General features: G+C 54.1%; 23 protein-coding genes. 18 read left to right on the top strand and 5 right to left on the bottom strand.

Features of this window, described 5'->3' with window-relative positions:
- Positions 1-924, top strand: a 924-nt coding sequence (locus AC4FIC_RS02680) for a DUF3570 domain-containing protein (protein WP_476194734.1), incomplete at its 5' end; no start/stop codon positions are given.
- A 12-nt stretch (positions 925-936) separates the two neighbouring features.
- The gene (locus AC4FIC_RS02685; RefSeq protein WP_100257228.1) at positions 937-1,899 is read left to right on the top strand and encodes an FAD:protein FMN transferase; all 963 of its coding nucleotides are present in this window, start codon (positions 937-939) and stop codon (positions 1,897-1,899) included.
- Between the two features lie 31 nt (positions 1,900-1,930).
- On the opposite strand, the gene AC4FIC_RS02690 is transcribed toward AC4FIC_RS02685, so the two are convergent.
- A complete protein-coding gene (locus AC4FIC_RS02690) occupies positions 1,931-4,168 on the bottom strand; it encodes a CHASE2 domain-containing protein (protein WP_476194542.1) in 2,238 nt (745 codons plus the stop codon).
- Between the two features lie 73 nt (positions 4,169-4,241).
- On the opposite strand from AC4FIC_RS02690, the gene AC4FIC_RS02695 reads away from it, so the two are divergent.
- The 8 genes from AC4FIC_RS02695 (at position 4,242) to AC4FIC_RS02730 (ending at position 12,390) form a co-directional block, all read left to right on the top strand.
- Entirely contained in the window at positions 4,242-4,595 is a 354-nt protein-coding gene (locus AC4FIC_RS02695; RefSeq protein WP_100257226.1) for a VanZ family protein, read from the top strand.
- Position 4,596: 1 nt separating this feature from the next.
- Entirely contained in the window at positions 4,597-5,043 is a 447-nt protein-coding gene (locus AC4FIC_RS02700; RefSeq protein ID WP_100257225.1) for a methylglyoxal synthase, read from the top strand.
- A 302-nt stretch (positions 5,044-5,345) separates the two neighbouring features.
- Positions 5,346-5,663 (top strand): PepSY domain-containing protein, encoded by a 318-nt coding sequence (locus AC4FIC_RS02705; protein ID WP_287439986.1) that lies wholly within the window; start codon positions 5,346-5,348, stop codon positions 5,661-5,663.
- An 89-nt stretch (positions 5,664-5,752) separates the two neighbouring features.
- Positions 5,753-6,223, top strand: a complete 471-nt coding sequence (locus AC4FIC_RS02710) for a DUF2271 domain-containing protein (protein WP_100257224.1) — start codon at positions 5,753-5,755, stop codon at positions 6,221-6,223.
- 20 nt (positions 6,224-6,243) lie between these two features.
- The gene (locus AC4FIC_RS02715; protein WP_100257223.1) at positions 6,244-8,433 is read left to right on the top strand and encodes a PepSY domain-containing protein; all 2,190 of its coding nucleotides are present in this window, start codon (positions 6,244-6,246) and stop codon (positions 8,431-8,433) included.
- 97 nt (positions 8,434-8,530) lie between these two features.
- Positions 8,531-9,553, top strand: coding sequence for a Fe(3+) ABC transporter substrate-binding protein (locus AC4FIC_RS02720; protein WP_100257222.1), 1,023 nt, complete (start codon positions 8,531-8,533; stop codon positions 9,551-9,553).
- Between the two features lie 91 nt (positions 9,554-9,644).
- A complete protein-coding gene (locus AC4FIC_RS02725) occupies positions 9,645-11,267 on the top strand; it encodes an ABC transporter permease (protein ID WP_337957387.1) in 1,623 nt (540 codons plus the stop codon).
- A gap of 7 nt (positions 11,268-11,274) precedes the next feature.
- On the top strand, positions 11,275-12,390 hold the full coding sequence (locus AC4FIC_RS02730) for an ABC transporter ATP-binding protein (protein ID WP_100257221.1): 1,116 nt from the start codon (positions 11,275-11,277) through the stop codon (positions 12,388-12,390).
- Here the strand turns inward: AC4FIC_RS02730 and arsJ are convergent.
- The 4 genes from arsJ to AC4FIC_RS02750 form a co-directional block, all read right to left on the bottom strand.
- Positions 12,344-13,555, bottom strand: a complete 1,212-nt coding sequence (gene arsJ, locus AC4FIC_RS02735; RefSeq protein WP_476194385.1) for an organoarsenical effux MFS transporter ArsJ — start codon at positions 13,553-13,555, stop codon at positions 12,344-12,346. The two genes, AC4FIC_RS02730 and arsJ, sit on opposite strands and share 47 nt — an antisense overlap.
- Positions 13,552-14,547, bottom strand: a complete 996-nt coding sequence (locus tag AC4FIC_RS02740) for an ArsJ-associated glyceraldehyde-3-phosphate dehydrogenase (RefSeq protein ID WP_100257220.1) — start codon at positions 14,545-14,547, stop codon at positions 13,552-13,554. The genes arsJ and AC4FIC_RS02740 overlap by 4 nt, the downstream gene beginning before the upstream one ends.
- 88 nt (positions 14,548-14,635) lie before the next feature.
- Positions 14,636-15,802, bottom strand: a complete 1,167-nt coding sequence (nspC, locus tag AC4FIC_RS02745; protein ID WP_100257219.1) for a carboxynorspermidine decarboxylase — start codon at positions 15,800-15,802, stop codon at positions 14,636-14,638.
- A 110-nt stretch (positions 15,803-15,912) separates the two neighbouring features.
- Positions 15,913-17,112 (bottom strand): saccharopine dehydrogenase family protein, encoded by a 1,200-nt coding sequence (locus AC4FIC_RS02750; protein WP_100257218.1) that lies wholly within the window; start codon positions 17,110-17,112, stop codon positions 15,913-15,915.
- Between the two features lie 417 nt (positions 17,113-17,529).
- Between AC4FIC_RS02750 and AC4FIC_RS02755 the strand changes: the two genes are divergently transcribed.
- The 8 genes from AC4FIC_RS02755 to cheD all read left to right on the top strand — a co-directional run bounded on the left by AC4FIC_RS02755 (position 17,530) and on the right by cheD (position 25,302).
- A complete protein-coding gene (locus tag AC4FIC_RS02755) occupies positions 17,530-18,663 on the top strand; it encodes a methyl-accepting chemotaxis protein (RefSeq protein ID WP_273284624.1) in 1,134 nt (377 codons plus the stop codon).
- 28 nt (positions 18,664-18,691) lie between these two features.
- Positions 18,692-18,982 carry an STAS domain-containing protein gene (locus AC4FIC_RS02760; RefSeq protein ID WP_100257216.1) on the top strand — a complete coding sequence of 97 codons (291 nt, stop codon included), beginning with the start codon at positions 18,692-18,694 and terminating at the stop codon, positions 18,980-18,982.
- A 125-nt stretch (positions 18,983-19,107) separates the two neighbouring features.
- A complete protein-coding gene (locus AC4FIC_RS02765) occupies positions 19,108-19,473 on the top strand; it encodes a response regulator (RefSeq protein WP_100257215.1) in 366 nt (121 codons plus the stop codon).
- Positions 19,474-19,492: 19 nt separating this feature from the next.
- Entirely contained in the window at positions 19,493-21,370 is a 1,878-nt protein-coding gene (locus tag AC4FIC_RS02770) for a chemotaxis protein CheA (RefSeq protein ID WP_100257214.1), read from the top strand.
- Positions 21,367-21,873 carry a chemotaxis protein CheW gene (locus AC4FIC_RS02775; protein ID WP_273284620.1) on the top strand — a complete coding sequence of 169 codons (507 nt, stop codon included), beginning with the start codon at positions 21,367-21,369 and terminating at the stop codon, positions 21,871-21,873. Before AC4FIC_RS02770 ends, AC4FIC_RS02775 begins: the two co-directional genes overlap by 4 nt.
- 4 nt (positions 21,874-21,877) lie before the next feature.
- Positions 21,878-23,848 (top strand): methyl-accepting chemotaxis protein, encoded by a 1,971-nt coding sequence (locus AC4FIC_RS02780; RefSeq protein ID WP_100257212.1) that lies wholly within the window; start codon positions 21,878-21,880, stop codon positions 23,846-23,848.
- Positions 23,829-24,665, top strand: coding sequence for a CheR family methyltransferase (locus tag AC4FIC_RS02785; protein ID WP_227003645.1), 837 nt, complete (start codon positions 23,829-23,831; stop codon positions 24,663-24,665). The genes AC4FIC_RS02780 and AC4FIC_RS02785 overlap by 20 nt, the downstream gene beginning before the upstream one ends.
- Before the next feature lies 1 nt (position 24,666).
- On the top strand, positions 24,667-25,302 hold the full coding sequence (gene cheD, locus AC4FIC_RS02790) for a chemoreceptor glutamine deamidase CheD (RefSeq protein ID WP_100257210.1): 636 nt from the start codon (positions 24,667-24,669) through the stop codon (positions 25,300-25,302).
- The last annotated feature ends 3 nt before the right edge of the window (positions 25,303-25,305 follow it).

Below are 25,305 nucleotides of genomic sequence, written 5' to 3' on the forward strand. Positions count from 1 at the left end.
GGCGGGGAACAGACTTTCGCGGCCGGTGAGGTCCCGCTGATTAGCGGCTTTGAAGACTTTCGCATGGCCCTGGATTTGGCCTATACCCAACCCCTAAATACCCCGTTAAATACGATCAGTGTTGGAACGGCGTTGTCGAAGGAAGAGGACTATCTGTCGATTGGTGTTAATGGCGGTTTGGCAGCTGAGCTGTTTAGTCGAAATACCAAGGTCAGTGTCAGTGGCGCCGCCGCCTATGACCGAATTGCGCCCGAGGACGGTATTCCTCAAATTTTGGGCGATTCGCTCACGGCCGCATCGACGCTCAATAGCGCAGATAAATGGGTGGGCGAATATACCTTGGGGCTTACCCAGGTGATCAATAAAATCTCCATCGTTCAGCTCAATTACAATAGCGGCAAGTCGTCCGGTTACCACACGGATCCCTATAAGATCATCAGTCGGCTCGACAGCGCAGGCGTACCGGTGGACTATCTGAATGAATCCAGGCCCGAACAACGTGCTAAGCAAAGTCTATACAGTGCATTAAAAGTGGCCCTCGGTACCCACAGCTTAACCGCGTCCTATCGTTATTACTGGGACGACTGGAGCGTTGTGGCGAAGACAAGCGATGCTCTGCTGCGCTTTAACCTAAGCGAGCGATTGTATTTGGAGGGCCATGGCCGCTGGCATCAGCAGACTAAGGCCGATTTCTATCAGCTCTGGTTGGCCGAAGCCGAGGTGCCGGACTATGCCTCGGCCGATCATCGTCTCGGGGATTTGCAGACTCAGACCCTGGGTTTGAATATGGGCTATCAGTTTAGTGATAATCAGGCGGTCACCTTCCGCACCGAGTGGTATCACCAGTCGGATCCGGTCACCGGCAATAAAGCCGCGCAAATGGATGCCGTGATTTCCCAGCTTGGCTTCAAGATGGTGTTTTAACCGGAGGCGGGGATGAGCAGTGATAAGCCAGAAAGCGCGCACGGTTATCGGCTTAAGGCGGCCGAGCAGGGGCGCAGTGAGTTAGAGTGGGTGGTGGAGTTCGCCGCTATGGCTAGCCCATGTCAGATCCTATTGCACGGTGTGAACCGCCCCACTGCCGAGCGCTTAGCGGCTTTAGCATGTACCGAAGTGCACCGTATCGAACAAAAATACAGTCGCTATCGAACGGCAAATAGTATGGCAACGCTCAATCACAGTGCCGGCGGTGTGGTGTCTATCGATACCGAAACCATGGCGCTGCTGGCCTTTGCCGACCAAGCTTATCAGCTGAGTGATGGCCTGTTCGACATCAGTTCCGGCATTCTAGGGCGAGTGTGGCACTTCGACGGCAGTGCGAGATTGCCCGAGCAGTCGGCCATCGATGCGCTGCTGCCGCTGATCGATTGGCCGGCCGTGCGCTATTGGCACAACGCCGATGGCACCCAGGCATTTCAAATGCCCGCTGGTATGGCTTTGGATTTCGGCGGTCTGGGCAAGGAGTACGCCGCCGATCGTGCGCTGGCGGCCATGAGTCAGTCGGGTCTGCCCGGTTTGGGGCCAATGCTGGTGAATCTCGGCGGGGATATCGCCACCAATGGCGTGTTGTTCCCCGAGCACAGTTGGCAGATTGGGGTGGAGCCAGGCACCCTAGGTGGCAACGGCGGAAAAATTGCCGCCTTTTGCCTTACCTTACCCTCAGGGGCCTTGGCCACCAGTGGCGATGCGCGAAAGTTCTTGAAAAAAGATGCGCGCATCTACGGTCATATCCTCAATCCCAAGACAGGTTGGCCGGTAGCGGGCGGCCCTCGCTCGGTCAGCGTGTGCGCCAATACCTGCCTTGAATCCGGTCTACTCAGTACCTTGGCCCTATTGCAGGGGTCGCAGGCGGCTGACTTTTTAGATCAGCAAGGGCGTCAATATTGGCTCCAATGGTGATGCAGCCGATCTCTGCGCCGAACGCTTGCTACTAGATCGTATGCAGAAACGTGCCGTCCCAGTCGGGTGGCAAGAGCTGGTCTCTGAGGCTTTCAATGCGCTGCAGATAAACGCCATATAGCGCCGCTTGGGTCGATTGGAAGAGCAGTTCGGTAAACAGGATGGTTGCCCGATCCCATTCTTGCGCCAGGTAGGCCTGGTAGGCCCGATCGAACAGCGCCAATTCCGCAGGCCAATGGCTGGGCAGTTGATCGATCGGCGCCAGGGGTTCATAGACATCGACCGAATCGTTTTTGCCCCGGACCTGTATCTTGTCAATAAAGCGAAATGTCCAGGTGCTGCATTGTTTTTGCGTTTCCGGCCCGACCAATATATCGATGCCATAGAATTTGGTCAGGTTTTCCAAGCGCGATCCCAGATTAACCGAATCGCCCAGAACGGTGTAGGCCCGGCGAAAGCTGGAACCCATGTCCCCGACGTCCATCGGGCCGGTGTTAATGCCAATACCCACCCGGATTTCCGGGTACCCCAGGGCGAGCAGTTGGGGATTCAAACGGTCCAATATCGTGAGCATTTCGATCGCCGATTCCAACGCATGCAGCGGGTGTTGGGCATCATCTAGTGGCGCGCCCCAGAAGGCCATGACCATATCTCCGACGTACTTATCGATCGTGCCCTGATGGTTAAAGATGGCCTCGGTAATGGGCGTAAAATAGCGATTGAGCAGGTCTTTGACCTGGGTTGCCGTGAGGTTTTCTGAAATGGTTGTGAAGAACCTAATATCGGAGAACAATACTGTCATCTGACGGGTTTCCCCTGCAAAGCCATACCTGGCCGGTTCGGCCAGCATATGGGAGATATGGGCACTCGGGACATACTGACCAAAGACGCTGGTGACGTGTCGTTTGGCCTTGCGTTCGGATAAAAAACCCTCCAATAGATGCAGCGTGCCCAGCGCCAAAGCCAACAAGAAGCTGCTCGCGAGCGGTAGTGAGATATTTTGCTCAAACCAGAAATAGAGGTTAAAGGAGACCAGGCCAATTAGCAGTGCAATGGTGGCAAGGGTCAGCTGAAAGGGTCCGAGTCGGCTGGAATAGTAGGTGAAAATCAGCCCCAACAGCAGCAAGATAAGGGCGGTGATGGTGTTGGATTCCACTATCTCGACCGGAAAGGTGCCCTGTAATAGACCATTAAGCAGATTTGCGTGTACCTCAACCCCCGGATACTGGGTGCCGACTGGGGTACTGCGCAGATCGGCCAGGCCGACCGATGAGGTGCCGACCAGCACTAGGGCATTATCAAACGGCTCGGGGTCAAAGCTGTTGTGCACTATATCGCTGGCGGAGACATAGGGAAACTGGCCGCGCGGCCCGAGATAGGGCACCAACACGCGGGCCTTGAAGTCGGTATAGATCTGCTGGTCGACGAAATTGAATTTTGAAATCATATCGTAATCGGTGCTGAACGGGCGGATATTTATGTCGGTTTGTTCTATCACCAAATAGGCCATGCCCATGGCCAGCGAGAGGGACGGGTAGAGCTGTTGTTGATAGAGCTGGACCATGGGCGCGCTGCGCAACACGCCATCGCCATCGATGCTGGGCACGATAAAACCGGCACTGGTGGCCGCTTGTTGCAAAATGGGCACATTAGCGGTGAAGCCATTGGCCCGGATAGCGATCAAGCGAGCGGGTTGATCCGCCGTCAATTGGTAGATTGGCTCGGGCAATTGACCGACCTTGATGGTGGCGTCGTCCTGAAATAGGAACGAGAGCACTATATCGGTCCGGCTGAAGCTTTTGGCCAGAATAGCATCGTATTCGGTGGCCAAAATAAAGCCCTCTAATTGTTCGGCCAAATCCGGTCGGCCCTTGAGCCGCGCCTGTTGTTGCAGCGAACGGGTAGGGTTGATCTGTGGTTCGGTCATCAGTATGTCGAAACCAATCACCACAGCTCCCGCAGCGGCGAGATTCTCAACCAGCAGCGCGATCTTGTCGCGCGGCCAGGGCCAGCGACCCTCCTCGGCCAAACTCTTCTCATCGATATCGACGATAATGATTGTTTCATTGGCCCGCGGAAAACGTTCGTCGTCGAGCAAGAGGTTGTAGCGCCAGTCGTAAAACAGATAGTCGAGCCGTTTGATAAAGGAGTTGTAGTCACTCTGTGCCTGAAGAAGATGGTAGCTGGCCAGCGACAGGGTGATAAAGACGCTGATCAGGATAACCGTGCCGCGTAGGGCGTGGCGCTTTAAGAGGGTTAACACAGGCATAAAAATAGTCTTTAGCTCACAAGCAGACATTGCTACCCTCAGCGTAGCTGACAATTGCCATGAGGTTAACAAAGTGTGGACGACTAAACGCGGGTTTCAAATACTGTTCTATCTGCTGCTGTTGAGCGTTTTGGTGCTGTCTCTATTGCCCATCGATCAGCCGGACTTTTCCCCCAACGACAAGGTTAATCATCTGTTGGCCTATGGGGTCCTCATGGTGTCAGGCTATCTGGCCCATCGACATCTGGTCTTGGCCGCGCTGATCGTGATCCTATTTGGCGTGTTGGTGGAGCTGCTGCAAGGGCTTACCAGCTATCGGATGTTCAGTTTCGCCGATATGGTAGCCGATTGCGCTGGTGTCGCACTGGGCTGTGCTGTTATTTTAGCGGCCAAGCCGATCATTAAAAAAATTCGACAGGAACGCTAAGATGACCAAACGCAATATTGCTCTGGTAGCACATGATAATAAAAAGCAAGAGCTGATGACTTGGGCCAAGGACAATCAAGCGTTGTTCGCCAATATTGGCATATACGCGACCGGTACCACCGGCCGGTTGGTCGAACAGACGCTGAATCGCCCGGTACAGCGCCTCTTGAGTGGCCCGCTCGGTGGCGACCAGCAGATTGGCGCGAAGATCGCCGAGGGTGCCATCGATGTATTGATCTTCTTCTGGGACCCGCTTGAACCGCAGCCGCATGATCCCGATATTAAGGCCTTGCTGCGCATCGCGGCGCTGTACAATATCCCGGTGGCCTGCAACAAGGCCAGCGCCGATTACATTATCAATTCACCGCTGTTGCACAACGACTATAAGCCCGATTTACCGGATTTCTCGGCCTACACCAGTCGGCAAACGCCAATTGATATCGTTTAATCGACTTCCGTTAATCGATTGGGCTCTATTGCATTAAGACTTAGCGGTTGACGGCAACGGGGGCCGTTCGGTCGGTCGTTTTGAAAACCCATCAGGCCGATTGAGCCGCCAAGGGGCAACCGGGCCAAATCCGTTGCCCCTTTTTAGTGGACTAAATAGCTGTGGGCCTAGGTTTGCCCGTAAGGCATACAGTATCGCCTTATATTCTAATTCCCCATATTGCCCACTCCTGCGCGCCATTTTTAAGTTTCACTTCAGATTTCACCCTTATCATAAGGGCTATAAATTTGATGGAGATCGCTATGGCGTTGAAAATATTATCTCTGGTTTTAGCCTCCAACCTGGCCATTGGTCAAGCCCTAGCGGATGACGATTGCAGCGATCCGGTGGCCAGTTGGCAACCTCGGGAGCAGCTGCGCCAGTTGTTGGTCGAACAGGGTTGGGACGTCAAACGCATTCAGGTCCGTGAGGGCTGCTATTTGGTTAAGGGCTACGATGCCAATGGCCATCGCATGGCGGCCCATTTTCGACCCGCCTCCTTTAGGGCGCTCAAGCTTGAAGTTAAGTTTAATGACAGCGCGTCCACCGCCGAGTATTTGGATATTGAATCCCCGTGGTAATGAAGCCGCCCCCTGTCCCTTTTAATCAGCGCCCGGTTCGGCGCGTTGATCGCCAACCGATTGTTATACCTTTAATTGGAGTTCTAAATATGAATAAACGCCTATGGATTATGGCCCTGGTGATCGGTATTGCAGCGGCCGCACCGGCCTATGCGCGCAGCATGACGCTGACCACCGAACTGAGCAACTACTCCGGTGATGGCGCCTATCTGGCAATCTACATCGCCGATCAGGCCGGAGCCTATCAGCAAACCCTTTGGGTGGCCGGACGTAAGTCCAAATACTATCGCCATCTGGGCGGTTGGGCCCGCGGTTCCAATCTAGACTCAAGCGAATTTGACGGCCGAACCGGAGCCAGCGTCCTCAAAGGTCGCACCTTGTCGACCACGGTCGAGATTGCTGACAACCTGATAGATGCCGGTTATCAGATATTGATAGATTCCTCGGTGGAAGATAAACGTGACATTCGCAACGATGTCAGCGTGCCACTGACCCAGGCGAACAGCGCAAAAGCGGTGAGCGGTCGCGGCTATATCAAGGCCTTCTCCTTCACCCTCTAAGCCTTATTCGGATGCCTGCTATGTTACGAACATTCCATTCTGTGGCCGCATGGCTAGCGGCCCTATTGGTACTGGTGCTTGCTCTAACCGGTGTGGTTTTGGCGGCCAGCCCGCTGATCGATCGGGCGCAGGCCCGGGTGTCGGGTACGTCAGCCCTGTCGGTTGCCGAGGTCGTCGGTCGCATTGTTGAGCACTATCCGAGCACCGAGCAAATAGAGCGCACTCCCTCAGGCTCCCTGATCGTTTATTTTAGTGCTGCCCAAAACAGCGTCGCCGATCGAGTTGACCCGATCACCGGCCAGGCCATTGCCCCCTATCAGTTGTCGCCCGTTATGGTTTGGATCAAAAGCCTGCATCGTTCCTTGCTGTTGGATACGCCCGGGCGAGTGGTGAGCGCAACCGCTGCGCTCATGATGCTGCTCCTGAGTCTATCCGGCGCCGTGCTCTTGCTACGTCGTTTGGGCGGTTGGCGGCGTTTGCTTGGGCCCGTGCAAGGTCCGTTACGCTCTCGTATCCATGCCGAACTGGGCCGCTTTGCCGTGCTGGGGCTTATTTTGTCGGCCAGTACCGGTCTCTATATGTCTGCCACCACCCTCGGGCTGTTGCCGGATAATCAGCAAATGGACCCGCTCTTTCCGGACTCGGTGTCCATAGGCACGCCGGCGCCGGTGGGCCAACTACTCGCCTTGCAAGACCTTCCCATCGGGGCCTTGCGCGATCTGGTTTTTCCCTATCCGGGCGATCCGGCGGACGTTTTTTCACTGCGCACCCGGGATGGTTTGGGGTTTGTCGATCAAAATAGCGGCGAGCTGCTGTCATTTAGAAGCTTCGGCCCGCTCCAGCGGGTGTATGAATTCATCTATATGTTGCACACTGGCGAAGGTCTTTGGTGGCTGGCCCTGATACTCGGCCTGACGACCCTGACCGTGCCGGTGATGACCTATACCGGTCTGGCCATTTGGTGGCGCCGCCGCGCCGCCCTCGTCACGATCGCCGATAATAGCCCGGCAGTCCAGGCCGATACGATCTTGCTGGTGGGCAGTGAGGGCAACACCACCTGGGCGTTCGCTAAAACCCTATTCGATGCCCTGATTGAGGCCGGTCACCGCGTTCATATCGACAGCATGAATGCGCTAGCCGATTCGTATCCCAAGGCTAAACAGCTGTTTATTCTCACCTCGACCTATGGTGATGGCGCCGCACCCAGTTCGGCCCAGCAGTTCTTGGCCAAGCTAGCGCGTATTCCCGATGAACGCTCGATACCCGTGGCCGTGTTGGGCTTTGGCGATCGTCAATTTGCCCAATTTGGTGCCTACGCTATCGCAGTTAAGGACGAACTCGACCGCAAGGGCTGGCCAGCATTGCAACCTTTGACCCTGGTGGATCGGCAATCGTGCCAAACTTTTAGCCGCTGGGGTCAAGAGTTGTCTAACTACCTGGGTAGCCCTTTCGAGTTGGCGCATCAGCCGGTGCGGTTGCCGACCAGTAGCCTGCAATTGCTCTCGCGCACCCTATACGGCGAAGCGGTCGATGCGCCTATCGTGGTGTTGCGTTTTGGGCTGGGTAAAAAGCCGAAACTGCCGAGTTTTTCCGCCGGGGACCTGGTAGGTATCTATCCACCGGAGCAGACCAGCGCGCGCTTTTATTCCCTTGCATCGTGCTCCGGGGATGGTGAAATGGAAATCTGTGTGCGCCAACAGGACGGCGGCATCTGTTCTAACTATTTGCACAGCCTAGCCGTCGGCGATTCAATTGCCGCCTACATCCAAGTGAACGCGCAATTTCGCCCTAATAGCGAATCCCGACCCAGTATCCTAATCGGCGCCGGGACCGGTATAGCACCCCTGGTCGGCTTTATTCGCCACAACCAACGTCACCAGTTGATGAGCCTCTATTGGGGCGGGCGGCACCCAGACGCCGACTATCTGTTCGCAACCGAACTGGCTCGTTATCTGGCCGATAATCGTCTGAGCCGGCTGGTGACCGCCTTCTCGCGTCATGCGGATGCGCCGGGCTATGTTCAAGACCGGATTCTAACCGATGGTCCGGAGCTGCGCCGCTTGGTGCTGCAGGGTGGCGAGTTCTTGATCTGTGGTGGCAAGGCGATGAGTGTCGGCGTGCAAGAGGCGTTAAATACGGTCTTGGCCCCCCTGGGTATCGATGTTAACCGACTCAAATCGACCGGTCGTTATCGGGAAGATATCTATTAACCGACTGGGTTATGTAAATGGTAATGAGAACTATTTGCATTTAGGAGGGGGTTGAGGCTATGATGGCCTTCTCATTAAAACAGCAAAGGAGATCCACATGACATCGATATGGTTAAGAACAGGGTTGTTGGTTACGGCGGTGCTTGCCGGGGGCGTGCAAACCGCCCAGGCGGAGGTCAACATCTATTCGGCCCGAACTGAGGCGCTCATAAAACCGCTGCTCGATCAGTTCAGCGCTCAGACCGGCATTAAGGTCAATCTGGTCAGCGGCGGCGATGATGAGCTGATCAGCCGGTTGCGCATCGAGGGCAGTAAGTCCCAGGCCGATCTGCTGATTACCGCCGATGCCGGTCGCTTGCACCGTGCTAAAGAATTGAATTTATTGCGCGAGCTGCACAGTGAGCGGATCGATGCGGCCGTACCCGCCAATTTACGGGATGTCGATGGCACCTGGATCGGTTTGACGATGCGGGCTCGGCCGATCTTTTACCGTAAATCGGCGGTGGATCCGACTCAATTGTCGACTTACGAGGCCCTAACCGACGCCCAATGGGCCGGGCGCATCTGCATTCGCTCCTCGAGTAATATCTACAATCAATCGCTGATCGCCTCGATGATCGCCTCGGTCGGTGCCGATGCAGCCGAAACCTTTGCCTCGGGCTTAGTGGCCAACCTCGCCAAGCCACCGGGCGGTGGCGATACCGATCAGCTCAAGGCGGCTGCGGCCGGTGTCTGTGATCTGGCCATCGCCAATACCTATTACTTCGGTCGATTGATGGCCAGCGACAGCGCCGAGGACCGTGCTGTGGCGGAGCAACTCGGCGTGTTTTGGCCAAACCAGGGCGATCGCGGTACGCACGTTAATATAAGCGGCGTGGCGTTGACTCGAGCGGCGAAAAACAGCGTCGACGCGATTGCCTTAGTGGAGTTTATGCTTACGCCTGAAGCCCAAAACTGGTACTCCGAGGTAAACAATGAATACCCCGTTGTGAGCGGTGTCGAGCCGTCCGCCAAGCTAGCCAGTTTGGGCGCTTTTAACGCCGATGCGCTTAACCTCACCCTGTTGGGCGAAAACAATCGTGCGGCCGTGGAGTTGATGGATCGAGCCGGTTGGAAATAAAAACCCCGCTAACCCCACCCTTGCGGTGGTTTAGGGTGTAAACTTGCGCGCCCTTCGGGGCGTGTTTTAGCTTCTAAATCGTGAGGTTGGTTTGACTGTTCATCGCTTGGCTCGTTTGTCTCTAATCAGCATTCTTATTGCGCTGCTGTTGTCGGCCCCTATCTGGGTGATGCTGGGGCAGATATTTGTCGATACCCGGAGCATTTGGCAGCATCTGTGGCAAACGGTGCTGCTCGACTACGTCACCAATTCATTGCTGTTGATGTTTGGTGTCGGCGTTGGCGTGTTGCTCTTGGGGGTCTCTACGGCCTGGTTGACCAGCTGCTGTGAGTTCCCTTTTCGGCGCAGCCTAACGCTCTTATTGTTGCTACCCATGGCCATGCCCGCCTATATTATCGCCTACACCTATACTGGCTTGCTCGACTTCGCCGGTCCGGTGCAAAGTTGGATCCGGGCGGTCACCGGCCTGGCCTATGGCCAATATTGGTTTCCACCGATTCGTTCCCTAACCGGTGCTATGTTGATGCTGGCTTTGGTGCTCTATCCTTATGTCTATTTGTTGGCTCGAGCCGCCTTCCTGGCGCAATCCTCAACTCTCTTAGATGTCAGTCGCACCCTCGGTTTATCGGCTTGGCAAAGCTTTTATCGGGTCACCTTGCCGATGGCGCGACCGGCCATAATCGCGGGTCTGTCCTTGGCGCTGATGGAAACGCTGGCCGACTATGGCACGGTGCAGTTCTTCGGCGTAACTACCTTTACCACCGGTATATTTAGAACCTTCTATGGCTTTGGTGACGCGGCTGCGGCCGCGCAACTGTCATTGTTGTTGCTGAGTTTTGTGGTGGTTCTGGTTGCGTTGGAAAAATATTCCCGGCGCCGGATCGGCTATTACGCTGCCGCCAATTATCGTCCGATACAACGCCGCATGCCAATTCAAGGCTGGCGTGCGTTGCTGGTTATCGGTATTTGCTTCGGTCCGGCTTTGTTGGGCTTTATCCTTCCCGCGGCGCTCTTGCTAACCTGGTCGCTGAGCAGCGCGCAGTGGTTTGATACGGCCTTCCTAACCCTGATCTGGCACTCCTTTTCGCTCGCCGCCGGCGCCGCCTTGATCTCGGTGAGTCTGGCCTTTGTCCTGGCCTATGCGGCCCGACTGGAAAAAAACCGTGCCACCCAATGGGCCGTGCAAGTGACGGCATTGGGCTATGCCATGCCCGGAACCATTATTGCGATCGGGGTGATCATCAGCCTGTCTGGCCTGGACCATTATTTGGTACCCCACCTGGAAGCGCTATTTGCCGTGGATCTGGGGCTGTTGTTTTCCGGTAGCCTGTTCGCCTTATTGTTTGCCTATACCATTCGATTTTTAGCGGTCTCGCTCGGCTCGGTGCAAAGCGGCTTACTGGCGATAAAGCCCAGTCTGGACGCCTCGGCGCGCCTGCTCGGCCGGACGCCGTTGCAGGTGCTGACCTCCATCCATGTCCCACTGCTGCGTGGCAGTGCGCTCACGGCCCTACTCATAGTGTTTGTCGATGTGTTAAAAGAGTTGCCGGGCACGCTGATATTGCGGCCCTTTAATTTCAATACCCTCGCCGTGCGAGCCTATGAGTTGGCCTCAGATGAGCGCTTGATCGATGCCGCGCCGGCCTCATTGATGATCGTCTTGGTCGGCCTGTTGCCGGTCTATTTCTTGAACCGTTCGATCAACCGGAGCTGATTGATCTATGTTAAGCACTAGCGTACCTCGCCATCAGGCGCTGATCGTCGATCGGGTTGAAATCCGTTATGGCACCGTAAGCGCGGTTAAGGATGTCAGCCTCAGGTTAGAGCCAGGACAGATTGGTTGTTTGCTCGGCGCCAGTGGTTGCGGCAAGTCGACCTTGCTGCGCGCCATTGCCGGCTTTGAACCGATCGCCCATGGCACCGTCAGTTTAAGCGGGCGGACGCTGTCCAACCCCGGGTTTATGGTGCCGGCTGAGCAGCGTAAAATTGGCATGGTGTTCCAGGATATTGCCTTGTTTCCGCACCTAACGGTGGCGCAGAACATCGCCTTTGGCCTCACCCATCTCAAGGCGTCGGACCAGGCGGCGCGGGTTAGCGAACTGCTGGTGCTGGTCGGCCTGGCCGGTGCAGAACAGCGCTATCCTCATTCGCTCTCGGGTGGGCAACAACAACGCATCGCCCTAGCACGGGCCTTGGCGCCGAAACCCTCGGTGCTCTTGATGGATGAACCGTTCGCCGGCCTCGATACCACGTTGAAAGAAACTCTGGTGCCGGATATTCGTCGAATTCTGGTGCAGGAGGGCATTACCGCGTTGGTGGTCACCCACGATCAACAGGAAGCCTATGCTATTGCCGATAAGGTTGCCCTGATGCATCAGGGGCGCATCGAGCAGTTTGCCTCGCCGTTTCAAATTTATCACCAGCCCGAGACCCGTTATGTCGCCGACTTTATCGGTCAAGGCTATTTTTTGCCTGCGACGCTACTCAGTGCGCACCAACTCAATACCGATCTGGGGGTCCTGAGTATGCCCGATGCGGCCGCCTTCCCAGACCTGGCTGAAGTTGACCTGCTGATACGACCCGATGATGTGCTGCACGATGACGAGAGTGACTTTTTAGCTGAAATTACCGGCAAGCATTTCAAAGGTACCTTCTTCCAATATGAGGTGACCCTGGCCAACGGTCGGTCGCTTTTGTGTATTGCCTCGAGCCACCAGGACCATAGAGTCGGACAACAGATTGGTATTCGGCTCGATCTGGATCACTTTGTGTTGTTTGCACGGGCCAGCGTCACTGAGCCGCAGGAAGCCGTTTCAGCCGAAGCGATATTAGAATAACCGCCGCCAGCAGGGCGGTGGACGCCAGCAGGCAGGCCGTTAAGCCATACTGAACATAGAGATAGCCGGACAGTACCGTGCCGATCAGGCGGCCCATGGCATTGCTCATATAGTAAAAACCGACATCGAGTGAAGCGCCGTCGGATCGTGCCCAAGCGACAATCAAATAGGAATGAATCGAGCTGTTGATGGCAAAGAACAGGCCAAACAGACAGAGCAACAGGGTCAGGACCGCGGCGCTGATCTCTAGCGCGAGCGTCAGGCCGAACAGCAAAAGCATGGCCGCAAACAGGGGTAGGGCGGCCCAAAAAGCCCGACGGCCATCGGTCGGCTGGCTAAAGTTCATCAAGAGTTGCGGGGTAAAGCCTTGCACCACGCCATAGCCGATAATCCACAGCGCAAAAAAAGCCCCGACCTGAGAGTGGGACCAACCATAGCGGCTGGCCAGACTGATCGGCAAGGCGACGACAAACCACACATCACGCGCGGCAAACAGACACAGGCGAGCCAGACTGAGCCAGTTAAGCGGCGCGCTGTTGGCAAAGACCTGCGAAAACTTAGCCCGGGCACGTGACTTGCCCAGATCCGACTGCAAGAACAGGATGCTGGCGCAGCCGGCCGCCAATATAATCATCAATAGGCTGGCGATGGCCCACCAAAAGCCCACCGACCAGAGTAAAAAACCGCCGAGGAAGAAGCCCACGCCCTTGAGCGTATTTTTAGACCCGGTTAGGGCCGCGACCCACCTGAAGAGCCGCTGATTTTGTCCGGCTGGCAGTAGACTTTTCAGCCCGGCTTTGGCGCTCATCTTATTGAGATCTTTGGCAACACCACTCAGCGCTTGTGCCGCCATTACCCACCCCAGCGTCAGCCAGGCATCGGGCACCAAGAGCGCGCCTAGGGCGATCGCCTGACAGAACAGACCCAGGTTCATGGTTCGGTTTAGACCGATGCGGGCGCCGAGCCACCCACCCACCAAGTTGGTGATCACACCAAATAACTCATAAAACAGAAACAGCCAAGCGATCGCCAAGGCATCGTAACCGAGCTGATAAAAATACAGCACGATCAGCATGCGCAAGGCGCCATCGGTCAGTGTGAAGGCCCAATAGTTGAGCGTGATCAGGCTGTATTGGCGCAGAGCCGTTGGGTCAGCTGCGGTCACAACCGGTGTAACAACCGTGCCAGCTCGGCGGTGCGGTTAACATAGCCCCATTCGTTGTCATACCAGACATAGAGCTTCAGTTGGGTGCCATTGATCACCAGGGTCGAGAGTGCGTCGATGATCGCGCTGCGTGGATCGGTGCGATAATCGATACTGACCAGGGGCCGCTCTTCATAGCCGAGTATGCCCGCCAAGCTGGTCTCCGCGGCCTCCTTTAGAGCCCGGTTGACCTGCTCGGCCGTGACCGTTTGCTCCAGCTCGAAGACACAATCGGTCAGCGAGGCGTTGAGCAGTGGCACGCGCACGGCGTGGCCGTTGAGCTTACCGACCAACTCCGGGAAGATGGTGGTGATGGCTTTGGCCGAACCGGTGGTGGTGGGGATCAGACTCATACCCGCGGCTCGGGCCCGGCGCAGATCCTTATGGGGCGCGTCGACCAGCGTTTGGGTATTGGTAATATCGTGCAGCGTGGTCATCGAGCCGTGCTTGATGCCGAACTGCTGATGAATGACCTGCACCACCGGCGCCAAGCAGTTGGTCGTGCAGGATGCGGCGGTGATAATTTGGTGCTCAGCGGTCACCAGGTGATGATTGATACCCATCACGATATTGGGAATCACGGCCGACGGCACCGGCGCGGTGACAACCACCTTTACGCCCTGATCCCGGTAGGGTTGCAGCGCGGCGTCGGTCTTAAATTGGCCGCTGGCTTCTATTACCAAGTCACAGTCGCTCCAGTCGGTGTCCGCGATCTGGAGGTGGTGGGTTAGGGCGACGGTCTGTTGGCGTAGGGTCAGGCTGGCCGAATCCAATTCTTGGGCCGGATGCGGCGCCCGGCCGTGAATCGAATCGAAGTTATACAGATGCACCAGCGTCGCACAATCACCGGCCGGATCGTTGATTCGGACCAGCTGTACGTCATCCTGTTGCAGCAACACACGGGTTGTTAGCCGCCCCATTCGCCCAAAACCGTTGATTCCCACTCTTAACATCGATTTGTTCCTGTTTGGTTTGAAATGCCGTTCAGTTTATGACACGTCTATGACAAGTAGATGACAATCCTGCCATCTCGGCCGGTGCTCAGGACAGGCGAGATTGAAAGTCATCGAAGCTGAATTCTTTCACAATCTGGAGCCGATCGGTCAACGAATTCCAGACGGCCAGAGCCGGCAAACGTGTGCCATTAAAGGTACTGGTTTTCACCATGGTGTAGTGGGCCATATCTTCGAAGATCAGCCGCTGACCCAGTTCCAGGGGACGATCGAAGCTATAGTCGCCGATGACATCACCGGCCAAGCAGGTCATACCGCCTAAGCGATAGGTGTGGGCCTTTTCGTCGGCCAAGCCGGCCCCGAGCACATCGGCCCGATAGGGCATTTCCAAGGTGTCGGGCATATGGCAGGTGGCTGAAGTATCCAGGATGGCCTGGGGCAGTTGATTGAAGGTCAGATCGAGCACCTCGGCAACCAGCACACCGGTGCCGATGGCAACCGCTTCGCCCGGTTCCAGGTAGACCTGGACCTGATATTTGTCTTTAAAGGCTCGGATACGTTTGATCAGGCCATCGACATCATAGCCCGGTGCGGTGATATGGTGACCGCCGCCAAAGTTGACCCAACGCATCTGTGCCAACAGATGACCGAACTTGTCCTCGACCGCGCTCAGGGTCCGGTCTAAGGCGTCAAAGCCATGCTCACACAGGGTGTGGAAGTGCAGGCCAGTGATGCCCGCCAGTTGGCTTTGATCCAGCTCTGACAGGGGGATGCCGAGCCGGGAGCCGGGCGCGCACGGATCGTAGATGGGCACACCGCCCTCTGAATGCTCCGGGTTGATTCGCAAACCGAACCTCAGTTGCGGGCGCGCTGTCAGCGCACTCTGAATCAGCGGTTGAAAGCGCGCCCATTGCGCGCTGCTGTTAAACACCACGTGATCGGCGAAGGTAAGCAGTTCGGTCAGGTCGGCGGCGCTATAGGCGGCCGAAAAAACATGCACTTCACCGGGATAGTGCGCCTGGCCCAGTCGAGCCTCGTGTAAACCGCTGGCACAGGTGCCATTGAGATACTCAGCCGTTTTGGCGCCAAAGTGCCACATAGAAAAGGCTTTTAGCGCGGCCAGTACCTTGGCGCCGCTGGCATCGGCAACCTGTTTCAGTAGAATCAGGTTACGCTCTAGGGCGATCTCATCGACGACAAAACAGGGTGAGGGCAAGCGCGACAGGTCGAGTTTTGAAAAATCGGTGAATTGCATAGTAGGGTATCCGCCTAAACGAGAGGACTTAGGGGTAATTGGGTGAGTCCGACAAAAGCCAATGCGCGTTCGGCGCGCATTGGCTTGGGGCACAAGCCAGAGGGTAGGTTCTAGTGGTCCAAATTGAAATCGTTCATTTCCACCAGATGCCAGGGCAGGCCATAGAGATTTAAATCGGCCATAAACAGATCCGGGTCCATCTGCTCCATATTCCAGACACCAGGCTTTTGCCAATGGCCCTGAACGATCATCTTAGCGCCAATCATGGCCGGCACCCCAGTGGTATAGGAAATCGCTTGAGAGCCAACTTCCTTATAACAGTCCTGGTGATCCTTGATCTGGTAGAGATAGAGGGTTTTCTCGACCCCATCTTTGATACCGGTCACGACACATCCGATACAGGTTCGGCCATGCGTGCGCGGACCGAGCGTCGAGGGGTCGGGTAACAGTGCCTTGAGAAATTGAATCGGCACGATCTTGGTGCCCTGAAAGTCGATCGCCTCAATGCCGGTCATACCAACATTACCGAGCACTTCCAGATGCTTTAAATAGCTCTCGCCAAAGCTCATCCAAAACTGCGCGCGGCGCAAGGTCGGGTAATGTTGGGTCAAGGACTCCAGTTCTTCATGGTACATGCGGTAAATATTAAAGGTGCCAACCTCTTCCGGGCAGGTAAAGCTGGCCTTGCGCGACATCGCCTCGGTGGTGATAAATTCGCCATCTTGCCAATGCCGACAGGGGGCCGTCACTTCCCGAATATTGATTTCAGGATTGAAGTTGGTCGCGAATGGATAGCCATGATCGCCGCCATTGACGTCGATAATATCCAGTTCGTGAATCTCATCAAAATAGTGTTTGGCCAAATAGGCGGTAAACATATTGGTCGCACCGGGGTCGAAGCCACTGCCCAGTAATGCCGTGAGACCGGCCTTGGCGAATTTCTCTTGGTAAGCCCACTGCCAGCTGTATTCGAATTTTGCGGTCTCAAGCGGCTCGTAATTGGCGGTGTCCATATAGTGCACCCCAGCCTCGAGGCAGGCGTCCATGATCGTCAGATCCTGATAGGGCAGGGCCACATTGATCACCAAAAGCGGTTTTTCGCGCAGCAACAGGGCAACCAACTCGGGCACCTTATCGGCATCGACCGCGACCGTTTTAATGGGCCGGTCAATGTTTTGGGCAATCGCATCGCATTTGGCGAGGGTGCGACTGGCCAGGACTATTTCGGTAAAGACGTCGGGTAATTGGGCAACCTTCTGCACTACTACATTACCGACGCCACCGGCACCGATGATCATGACTTTGGACATTCTTTTTTCTCCTCTATGGCGCGCTCCGATGCGCACCATATGGTTATACCGCGATCCACGGAGTTTATCAGCTCACGGCCAAAACATTAAGGATCTCAACAAGGGTCGTGACAGACCCATTACTGGCGGCGATTTTAGTGAATGAGCGTGAAATTACAAGCCTTCGCATGCGCAGGCGACAAAACCATGGTTAAAAGTGCTCATCGCACAGTTAAATCCGATCACCGAATGATTCGACCAACATACCGCGGCAAGGGGACTGCAGCGCAACAGCAAGGCGTTTTCCGGGGAGGTCGATTGATTTGACTATATTGACATATACCTTGAGGCAAACTTTAGTTATTAGAGCAAAGGGCTCGTTCGGTACTGATATTCAGATCGCATCGACTTTGACGACTTATCTATGAGGTTTGCTGTTTGACACCGAAAATGCCGATACCCTTTGCTGCCCTAATAGCGTCCCCGCTAGGGGTCCTAGCGGTCTGGATGGGTTATCCCTACAGTGGCGTATTGGTGACCAGCCTATGCACCAGCGCAGCAATGGTCCTGTGGCCCAGTCCACGCAGCGACGCGCCAGATCCCGCCGTTACCCTCAAAGCGACTGCGGTCGCTCACGCTCAAGCGCAATTGTGTCAACAATCGGCTGAGTTGCTGGCCGAAACCAAGCTCAGCGTTGATGATATCAAGAGTACCCAAAACGACGCGGTCGAGACCCTGACAGCTGCCTTTAGCGGTTTGAAACAACTTGTCGGAGCCCAAAGTCTGCATGTGCAAGACCTGCTGTCTGCCGACGTGGCACCGGACGGCAACCCATGGATGGTGCAATTTGCTAGCACCATTGACCTAACTTTGGACCGCTTTGTGGTTACCGTGGTCAACATGTCGGAGGCGTCAATGGGTCTCGTCGGTAAGGTTGGCTCGATCAATAACTTAATGCCCGGTGTGATCAAGGCGCTCAAAGATATTGATCAAATCGCCTCCCAGACCAATCTACTAGCACTCAATGCCGCGATCGAGGCGGCTCGAGCCGGTGAGGCTGGGCGCGGTTTTGCCGTCGTTGCCGACGAAGTTCGGGCGCTGTCAAATCGCTCGGCCGGCTTCAGTGATCAGATTCAAAAAATGCTCAAGGATATCGAAAATCAGGTCAAGGATCTCACGGTGGATATCGGCTCGGTGGCATCGCAAGAACTGAACTATGTTATCGAATCGAAAAAATACGTTCAGGTTGCTGTCGTGCAACTGTTGGCAAAGGCCGACGAGAATGTCCGGCATAACGCAGCGCTCGCAGAGTCCAATAAGCGCTTGCAGCAATCGATCGACGACGTCATTCGGAGTTTACAGTTCGGTGATATTAATAGTCAGCATTTGCAGTTTACCGGCGAGAGTATCGATTTTATCAAGGCCCAATGGCTGAGCCAATCGGAAACAGAGGCGGTCTTAAGCGAAACGCGAGCGAGCACCCAATATCAGCAGCTGGTGCAGTTTCGCAAAAACCATCTTAATCCGGTGTCATCAAACACGGTCGATGGCGGCCACATTGAATTATTTTAGCAATAGGATGAGCCAAGCAGAGGGTGCTATGTCAGACGTAACAGTAGTGGTGCTGCCGCCTCGATTTGATTTCCAACATCATGTCGTGTTCACCGCCAGCTATGAAAACTTTATCGCTAATCCAACATCGAGCACGCTGCAGCTAAATTTCGCACAGGTGACTTATCTTGACACCTCAGCATTGGGCATGTTGATGCTCTTGGCGAAAAAGAATAGCGCTTCAAATGCAAGTGCGGGCTTGGTGATTGTCGGTGCATTTGGGTCCTGCCGAGAGATGCTGGAAATAGCCAATATGTCGAGTTACTTCGATATTAGGTGATCTGAGATCAGCAGGTTTTTTCGTTAAAAAGGTATTGCTGCAAAACCCTCAATGCCAATTAGAAGTGCTTGGAAATATATTCCCTAGAAATAAATTTGGGGCATTTGATCAGGATTATTTAGGTCATGACTAAAAAAATATTAATTGTCGACGACTCTGCCTCGATTCGGCAGATGGTTGAAGCAACGTTGAAAACCTCAAACTATCGAGTGACCCTAGCGCAAGATGGTCAGGATGCCCTAGATCGATGCAAGACACAGCGCTTCGACCTCGTCCTAACGGATCAAAATATGCCGCGTATGGATGGTCTTACCCTTATAAAATTGTTACGTGCGATGAGTGCCTTTGCTCGGACGCCCATTATCGTCTTAACCACCGAAGCCAGCGATGACATCAAAGCGCGCGGTAAGGCCGCAGGCGCAACCGGCTGGATGGTCAAACCTTTCGATCCGCAAAAACTACTGGATATTACTCGGCGTGTTTTAGGTTAATGACGAGCGGAGTCTAATTATGTCAGTTGAAATGAGTCAGTTTCATCAGGTTTTCTTTGAGGAAGCTCAAGAGCATTTGCAACTGCTCGAGCAGCTGCTGATGGCTTTGGATATTGCCCAACCGGATACCGAAGACCTCAACAGTATTTTTCGTGCGGCCCATTCGATCAAGGGCGGTAGCGGTATATTCGGTTTCACGGCCTTAGCCGATGTAACCCACATTATGGAAAACTTGCTTGATAAGGCGCGCAAAGGAGAATTTTCCTTATCGATACAGGTGGTCGATGTTTTACTCAGCACCACCGACACCTTGGGCGAAATTTTAAACAGCTATCGCAGTGAACTGGCGATTGACTGGCTTAAGGTTACCCAAGCTCAAACGATTTTGAACGTCTGCTTAGTTGATCCGGTCGGCGACCTGAGTGCATCGGATGATGGCGGGCTAACGCCACTACCGGTAGTTGAGCCGGACGCATTGGAAGGCTTTGGGTTATTTTCTGAGGAGAGGGTTTCAAGCATGAAGGGCAGTGCCCAAGACGATTTTGGCCTCTTCACTGCCGAGCCCACACTGGCGGTCGACCCAGGGTTTGGACTCTTTAATGAGCCACAGCTGCAATCGCCACAGGGTGGCCAGTCGATATCTCCGCCAGGCTCTGCTGAACTAGCAAGCCAGCCTAAAGCAGGTGCTGGTCTGACCAAGAAGGTCGGCAACAGCGCTGGCGATAGCACGCTTAGAGTCGAAACCACCAAAATTGATTCATTGATAAATCTGTCGGGTGAGTTGGTTATTACTCAATCGATGTTGGCGCTAATTGGCGCAGAAGTTCCCGGTGAGTTGGGTGAACGATTGCAGTCGGCCTTGCTTGAACTGGAACGCAATACGCGCGAAGTGCAAGACGCTGTGATGTCGGTACGGATGTTGCCGGTGTCATCGGTATTTAATCGTTTCCCTCGCTTGGTGCGGAATTTGGCCGGCAAGCTGAACAAAAAAGTTGAGTTGATCGTCGAAGGTGGTGCTACCGAGATAGATAAGGGCATGATCGAACGACTGGTAGATCCCTTGACGCATCTGGTGCGCAACAGCCTGGATCATGGTATCGAAACCGCGCAGCAACGAATGGCTATGGGCAAGACTGAAAGTGGCACGCTGTTGCTGAAGGCCGAACAGAAGGGCGGCAGTATCGTCATTAGTATCAGCGACGATGGCGCAGGCTTGAACCGAGACCGAATTCTAACCAAGGCGCGAGAAAATGGCATAATGACCGAGCAATCGCCCGCCGATGAAGATGTTTGGCCACTGATATTCTCACCTGGTTTTTCCACCGCTGCCGAGGTCACCGATGTTTCCGGTCGCGGTGTCGGTATGGACGTGGTGCGCCGAAATATTGAAGCCTTGGGCGGCCATATCGTTATTGAATCGCAGGCCGGCGTGGGTTCAACCTTTCGTATCCAGCTGCCCCTGACCTTGGCCATTGTCGATGGAATGTGTGTCGCCGTGGGCGAACAGGTTTTTGTTTTACCCTTGGTCCACATAGTCGAGTCCATTCAGCCATCCTTAGATCAGTTAAAAACCTTGTCTAATCAACGGCTGATTAAGGTTCGTGGCGAGTATTTGCCGTTGTTAGATCTATACCAACTGATGGCTTTAGAGCCTATTAATATCAACCCGGATCAAGGGATCGTTGTGTTGATTGAAACCAGCAAGCATCGATTTGGACTCTGCGTCGATGCCCTAGTGGGTCAGCAGCAGGTGGTTATAAAAAGTCTTGAACGGCACTACCGACGCGTTAGCGGTGTCTCGGGCGCGACCATTATGGGTGACGGCAGCGTCGCGCTTATTCTCGACGCCGAGTCACTGGCGCTGCAAGTTAAACATTTGGACGGAGTTACTATATGACCAAAATCGAGAATGGTAATTCGTCGCACGGTAATGACGTTGACGAAGAATTCCTTAGCTTTGTATTAGGGGATGAAAGCTATGCCTTGGATATTATGTCGGTTAAAGAAATTCGCGGTTACGAGACGGTCACCAAAATTGCCAATGCACCGGCTTTCGTTAAGGGCGTATTGAATTTGCGCGGCGATATCGTCCCGATAGTAGATTTACGTATGAAGTTTGATATTGGCCAAGCGACCTATGATGAATTTACTATTGTGATTATGTTGAGCGTCAATGATCGTATCGTCGGGGTGGTGGTCGATGCGGTGTCCGATGTGGTTAAGTTTTCGGCACAGCAAATTTTGCCACCACCGGAATTTGGTGTGTCCTTCAACACTCGTTTTCTGCGCGGCTTGGCGACCATTGAAAATAAAATGATTATTTTGGTAAATATCGCGGCCCTTATCGGTAGTGATGAATTGGGCCTGATGGACTTGAACACGACTGCGGGGCAGGAATAAAAAAATGACACTATTCAATTGGTTTGGAAAAAAAAGTTCAGCACTTCAGGTCGAACGAGATCAATTCTTGCAGGCGCTCGATAATAGCGGAAACAGTTTTATGATTGCCAATGCCAATCGTGAAATCATCTATACCAATAAGGCCGTGATTACGATGTTAAGGAAATCTGAATCGGCTATTCGAAAGGAGTTGCCGAAATTTAGTGTGGACGATTTGATCGGCAGTAATATTGACAGCTTTCATAAAAATCCAGCCCATCAGCGCATGATGCTGGAGCGCTTAAGTACTACCCATATAGCTGACATTAGTTTGGGTGGCCTAAGCTTTAAGCTGATATTGAATCCTATTGTGGGCGCCAATCGAGAGCACCTGGGGACCTCTGTTGAATGGATTGATCGGACCGAGGCTATCTTGGCCGAAATAACCACTGCCCGGACCTTAGAAGCGCTCGACAATACCAGCACCAATGTCATGATTGCCGATAATGAGCGCAATATTATCTACCTTAATAAATCGGTTGTGACTATGTTGCGGGCCCAGGAAGCGGAGTTGCGCAAGTCGTTGGCGCATTTTTCAGTCGATAAGATACTCGGCGGATCCATGGATCAATTTCATAAAAACCCGGGTCACCAAAGCGGTCTGCTGGATAAGTTGACCGATACTTATATCGGCAATATCCAAGTCGGTATTCTGCATTTTCGGCTGACCGCCAGCCCGATCTTTTCCAAGGCGGGGGAGCGCTTAGGTTCCGTTGTGGAATGGTTGGACCGGACCAAGGAAGTGATGGCGGAACAGGAACTCAGCCATCTGGTGTCGGCGGCAGCGGCGGGCGATTTTACCGTGCGTGTGGCAACGCAAGGTAAGGATGGCTTTATTTTAATGTTAGCCGAAAATCTTAACCGCTTAGTTGAAACCTCAGAAGTGGGGCTTAAAGATGTGGCTCGGGTATTGATGGCGCTGTCGGAAGGTGATTTAACCGCGCGCATCGACGGCCATTACGAGGGAACCTTTGATGATTTGAAAAACTACTCGAATCAAACCTCCGAGAAATTGACTGCGATGATCGGCGAAATTAAAGTTGCGGCCCAAACCATCAGCACCGCGTCCAGCGAAATTGCCCAGGGTAACGCAGATTTGTCGCGCCGCACGGAGCAACAGGCCTCGAGTCTGGAAGAAACCTCATCCAGCATGGAAGAGTTGACCGGTACCGTTCGACTCAATGCTGATAACGCCAGCCAGGCCAACGCTCTGGCGTCACAAGCAGCCAATATTGCGATCGATGGCGGTGAGTTAATTCAGCAGGTGGTCAAAACTATGGCCTCAATTAACGCCTCGGCGCGAAAAATTGCCGATATTATCGGGGTGATCGATGGCATTGCATTTCAGACCAATATATTAGCGCTCAATGCCGCGGTGGAGGCCGCGCGAGCCGGTGAGCAGGGGCGCGGTTTTGCCGTGGTGGCCTCGGAAGTTCGTAGCCTGGCACAGCGCTCGGCAAACGCAGCAAAGGATATCAAAGAGTTAATTTCCGATTCGGTCAACGAGATAGAGAGCGGGAACAGTTTGGTGGGCAAGTCGGGCGATACCATGCAAGAAGTGGTAACGGCCATTAAGCGGGTAAACGATATTATGGCTGAAATCGCGGCTGCATCGGCCGAGCAGGCGACCGGTATCGATGAGATCAGCAAAGCCGTGGTGCAGATGGACGAAATGACCCAGCAAAACGCCGCTCTGGTTGAGCAGGCCGCCGCGGCGGCAGAAAGTATGCAGTCCCAAGCCCAGCAGCTAACGGGCCAGGTGTCGACCTTTACCTTGGACGAGAACGGCGTCAGTGGCGGGGCGGGGACGGCCGCTGCGCGCATTGGCCACGACACTAAAACGATGGTGAGTCGGCCGGCCGCCGCCAAATCGGTAAAAAAAACTCCGATATTAAAAAGAAATGAGACCGCTGCCGATGAGTGGGAAGAGTTTTAAGGACACCATGGACCGAGAATTCAGCTACACCCAAGCGCATTTTGAACAGGTTCAAGCGAAGCTATATGAGTTGGCCGGTATTCAACTCGACACCAGCAAGGATGCCCTGGTTTACAGTCGTCTGGTGCGCCGTATCAGGAGCCTAAAGGTGGGAGGTTTTGCGAATTATTTTGTCTATTTACAAAATACCCCGTCCGAAACACAGGAATTCATCAATGCCCTGACCACAAATTTGACGTCCTTTTTTCGTGAGCCGCACCACTTTGACATACTCAAAGGCTATTTGCAGGATCATCCCGGCAACCTGCGGATCTGGTGCGTCGCCAGCAGTACCGGTGAGGAAGCCTACTCCATTGCCATGACCGTCGCAGAGCATTACGGCCAATTCGATACCCCGGTTGAGATTATTGCATCCGATATTGATACTGATGTGCTGACTGCGGCATCGGCTGGTATTTATAAACGGGAGCGCATCGAGTCGATCGTTCCTCAACGCCGCAAGCAGTTCTTTCAGCGCGGCACCGGCGGCCAGGATGGTAAGGTCCGGGTGGTTCCTGAGCTGAAACGGATGGTTGAGTTTGCCCAAATAAATTTACTCGAACCTAGCTGGCCCATTCGGTCAACGGTGGATGTAATTTTTTGTCGTAATGTGATGATCTACTTCGATAAGCAGACCCAACTGGCGCTGCTGACTCGGCTTGTCGCTCTACTCCCCTCGGACGGCCTTTATATAGCCGGACACTCGGAAAACTTCTCGGCCTTTGCGCAGGTGGTCCGACTGGCTGGCCAAACGACCTATTACCCGGTGAGAGGTTAGCATGCAGGGTTTCGATTTAAACAGTTTTGATCTAAACAACAATCACCTCGCTCCTAATCGGTATTTCGATAGGCATTTTGATCAAGACGCGGTCAAGATATTGCCGGGTGAATATTTCGCCACCCGAGACAATACCCTGATCGTAACGGTGCTCGGCTCCTGCGTGTCGGTGTGCTTAAGTGATGCGAAGCTGAAGATTGGTGGTATGAATCATTTCTTGTTGCCCAACGACAGCTCGGCGAACCAGGACATCCTGGGCGATTCGGCCCGTTATGGTGGCTATGCAATGGAAATACTGATCAATCATATGCTCAAGCTGGGCGCGCGTCGTTCAAGTTTGGTGGCAAAAATATTTGGCGGTGGCAATGTGTTGCGCGGCATCACCGCCACACAAGTTGGCCAGCGCAATGCAAGCTTCATCCAGGCCTACCTAAAGACCGAGCGCATCGCCATTTTGGCCTCCGATTTACTTGAGAATTACCCGCGTAAAGTCTACTTTTTTCCGGCCACCGGTAAGGTATTTGTGCGCAAGCTCAAAGCACTGCATAACAGCACCATTTTGGATCGGGAGAGCGCATATCGCTTGCGTATCCGTAACACGCCGATAATGGGCGATATTGAATTGTTTGGTGATTGAACT

This window comes from Reinekea sp., assembly GCF_982785585.1.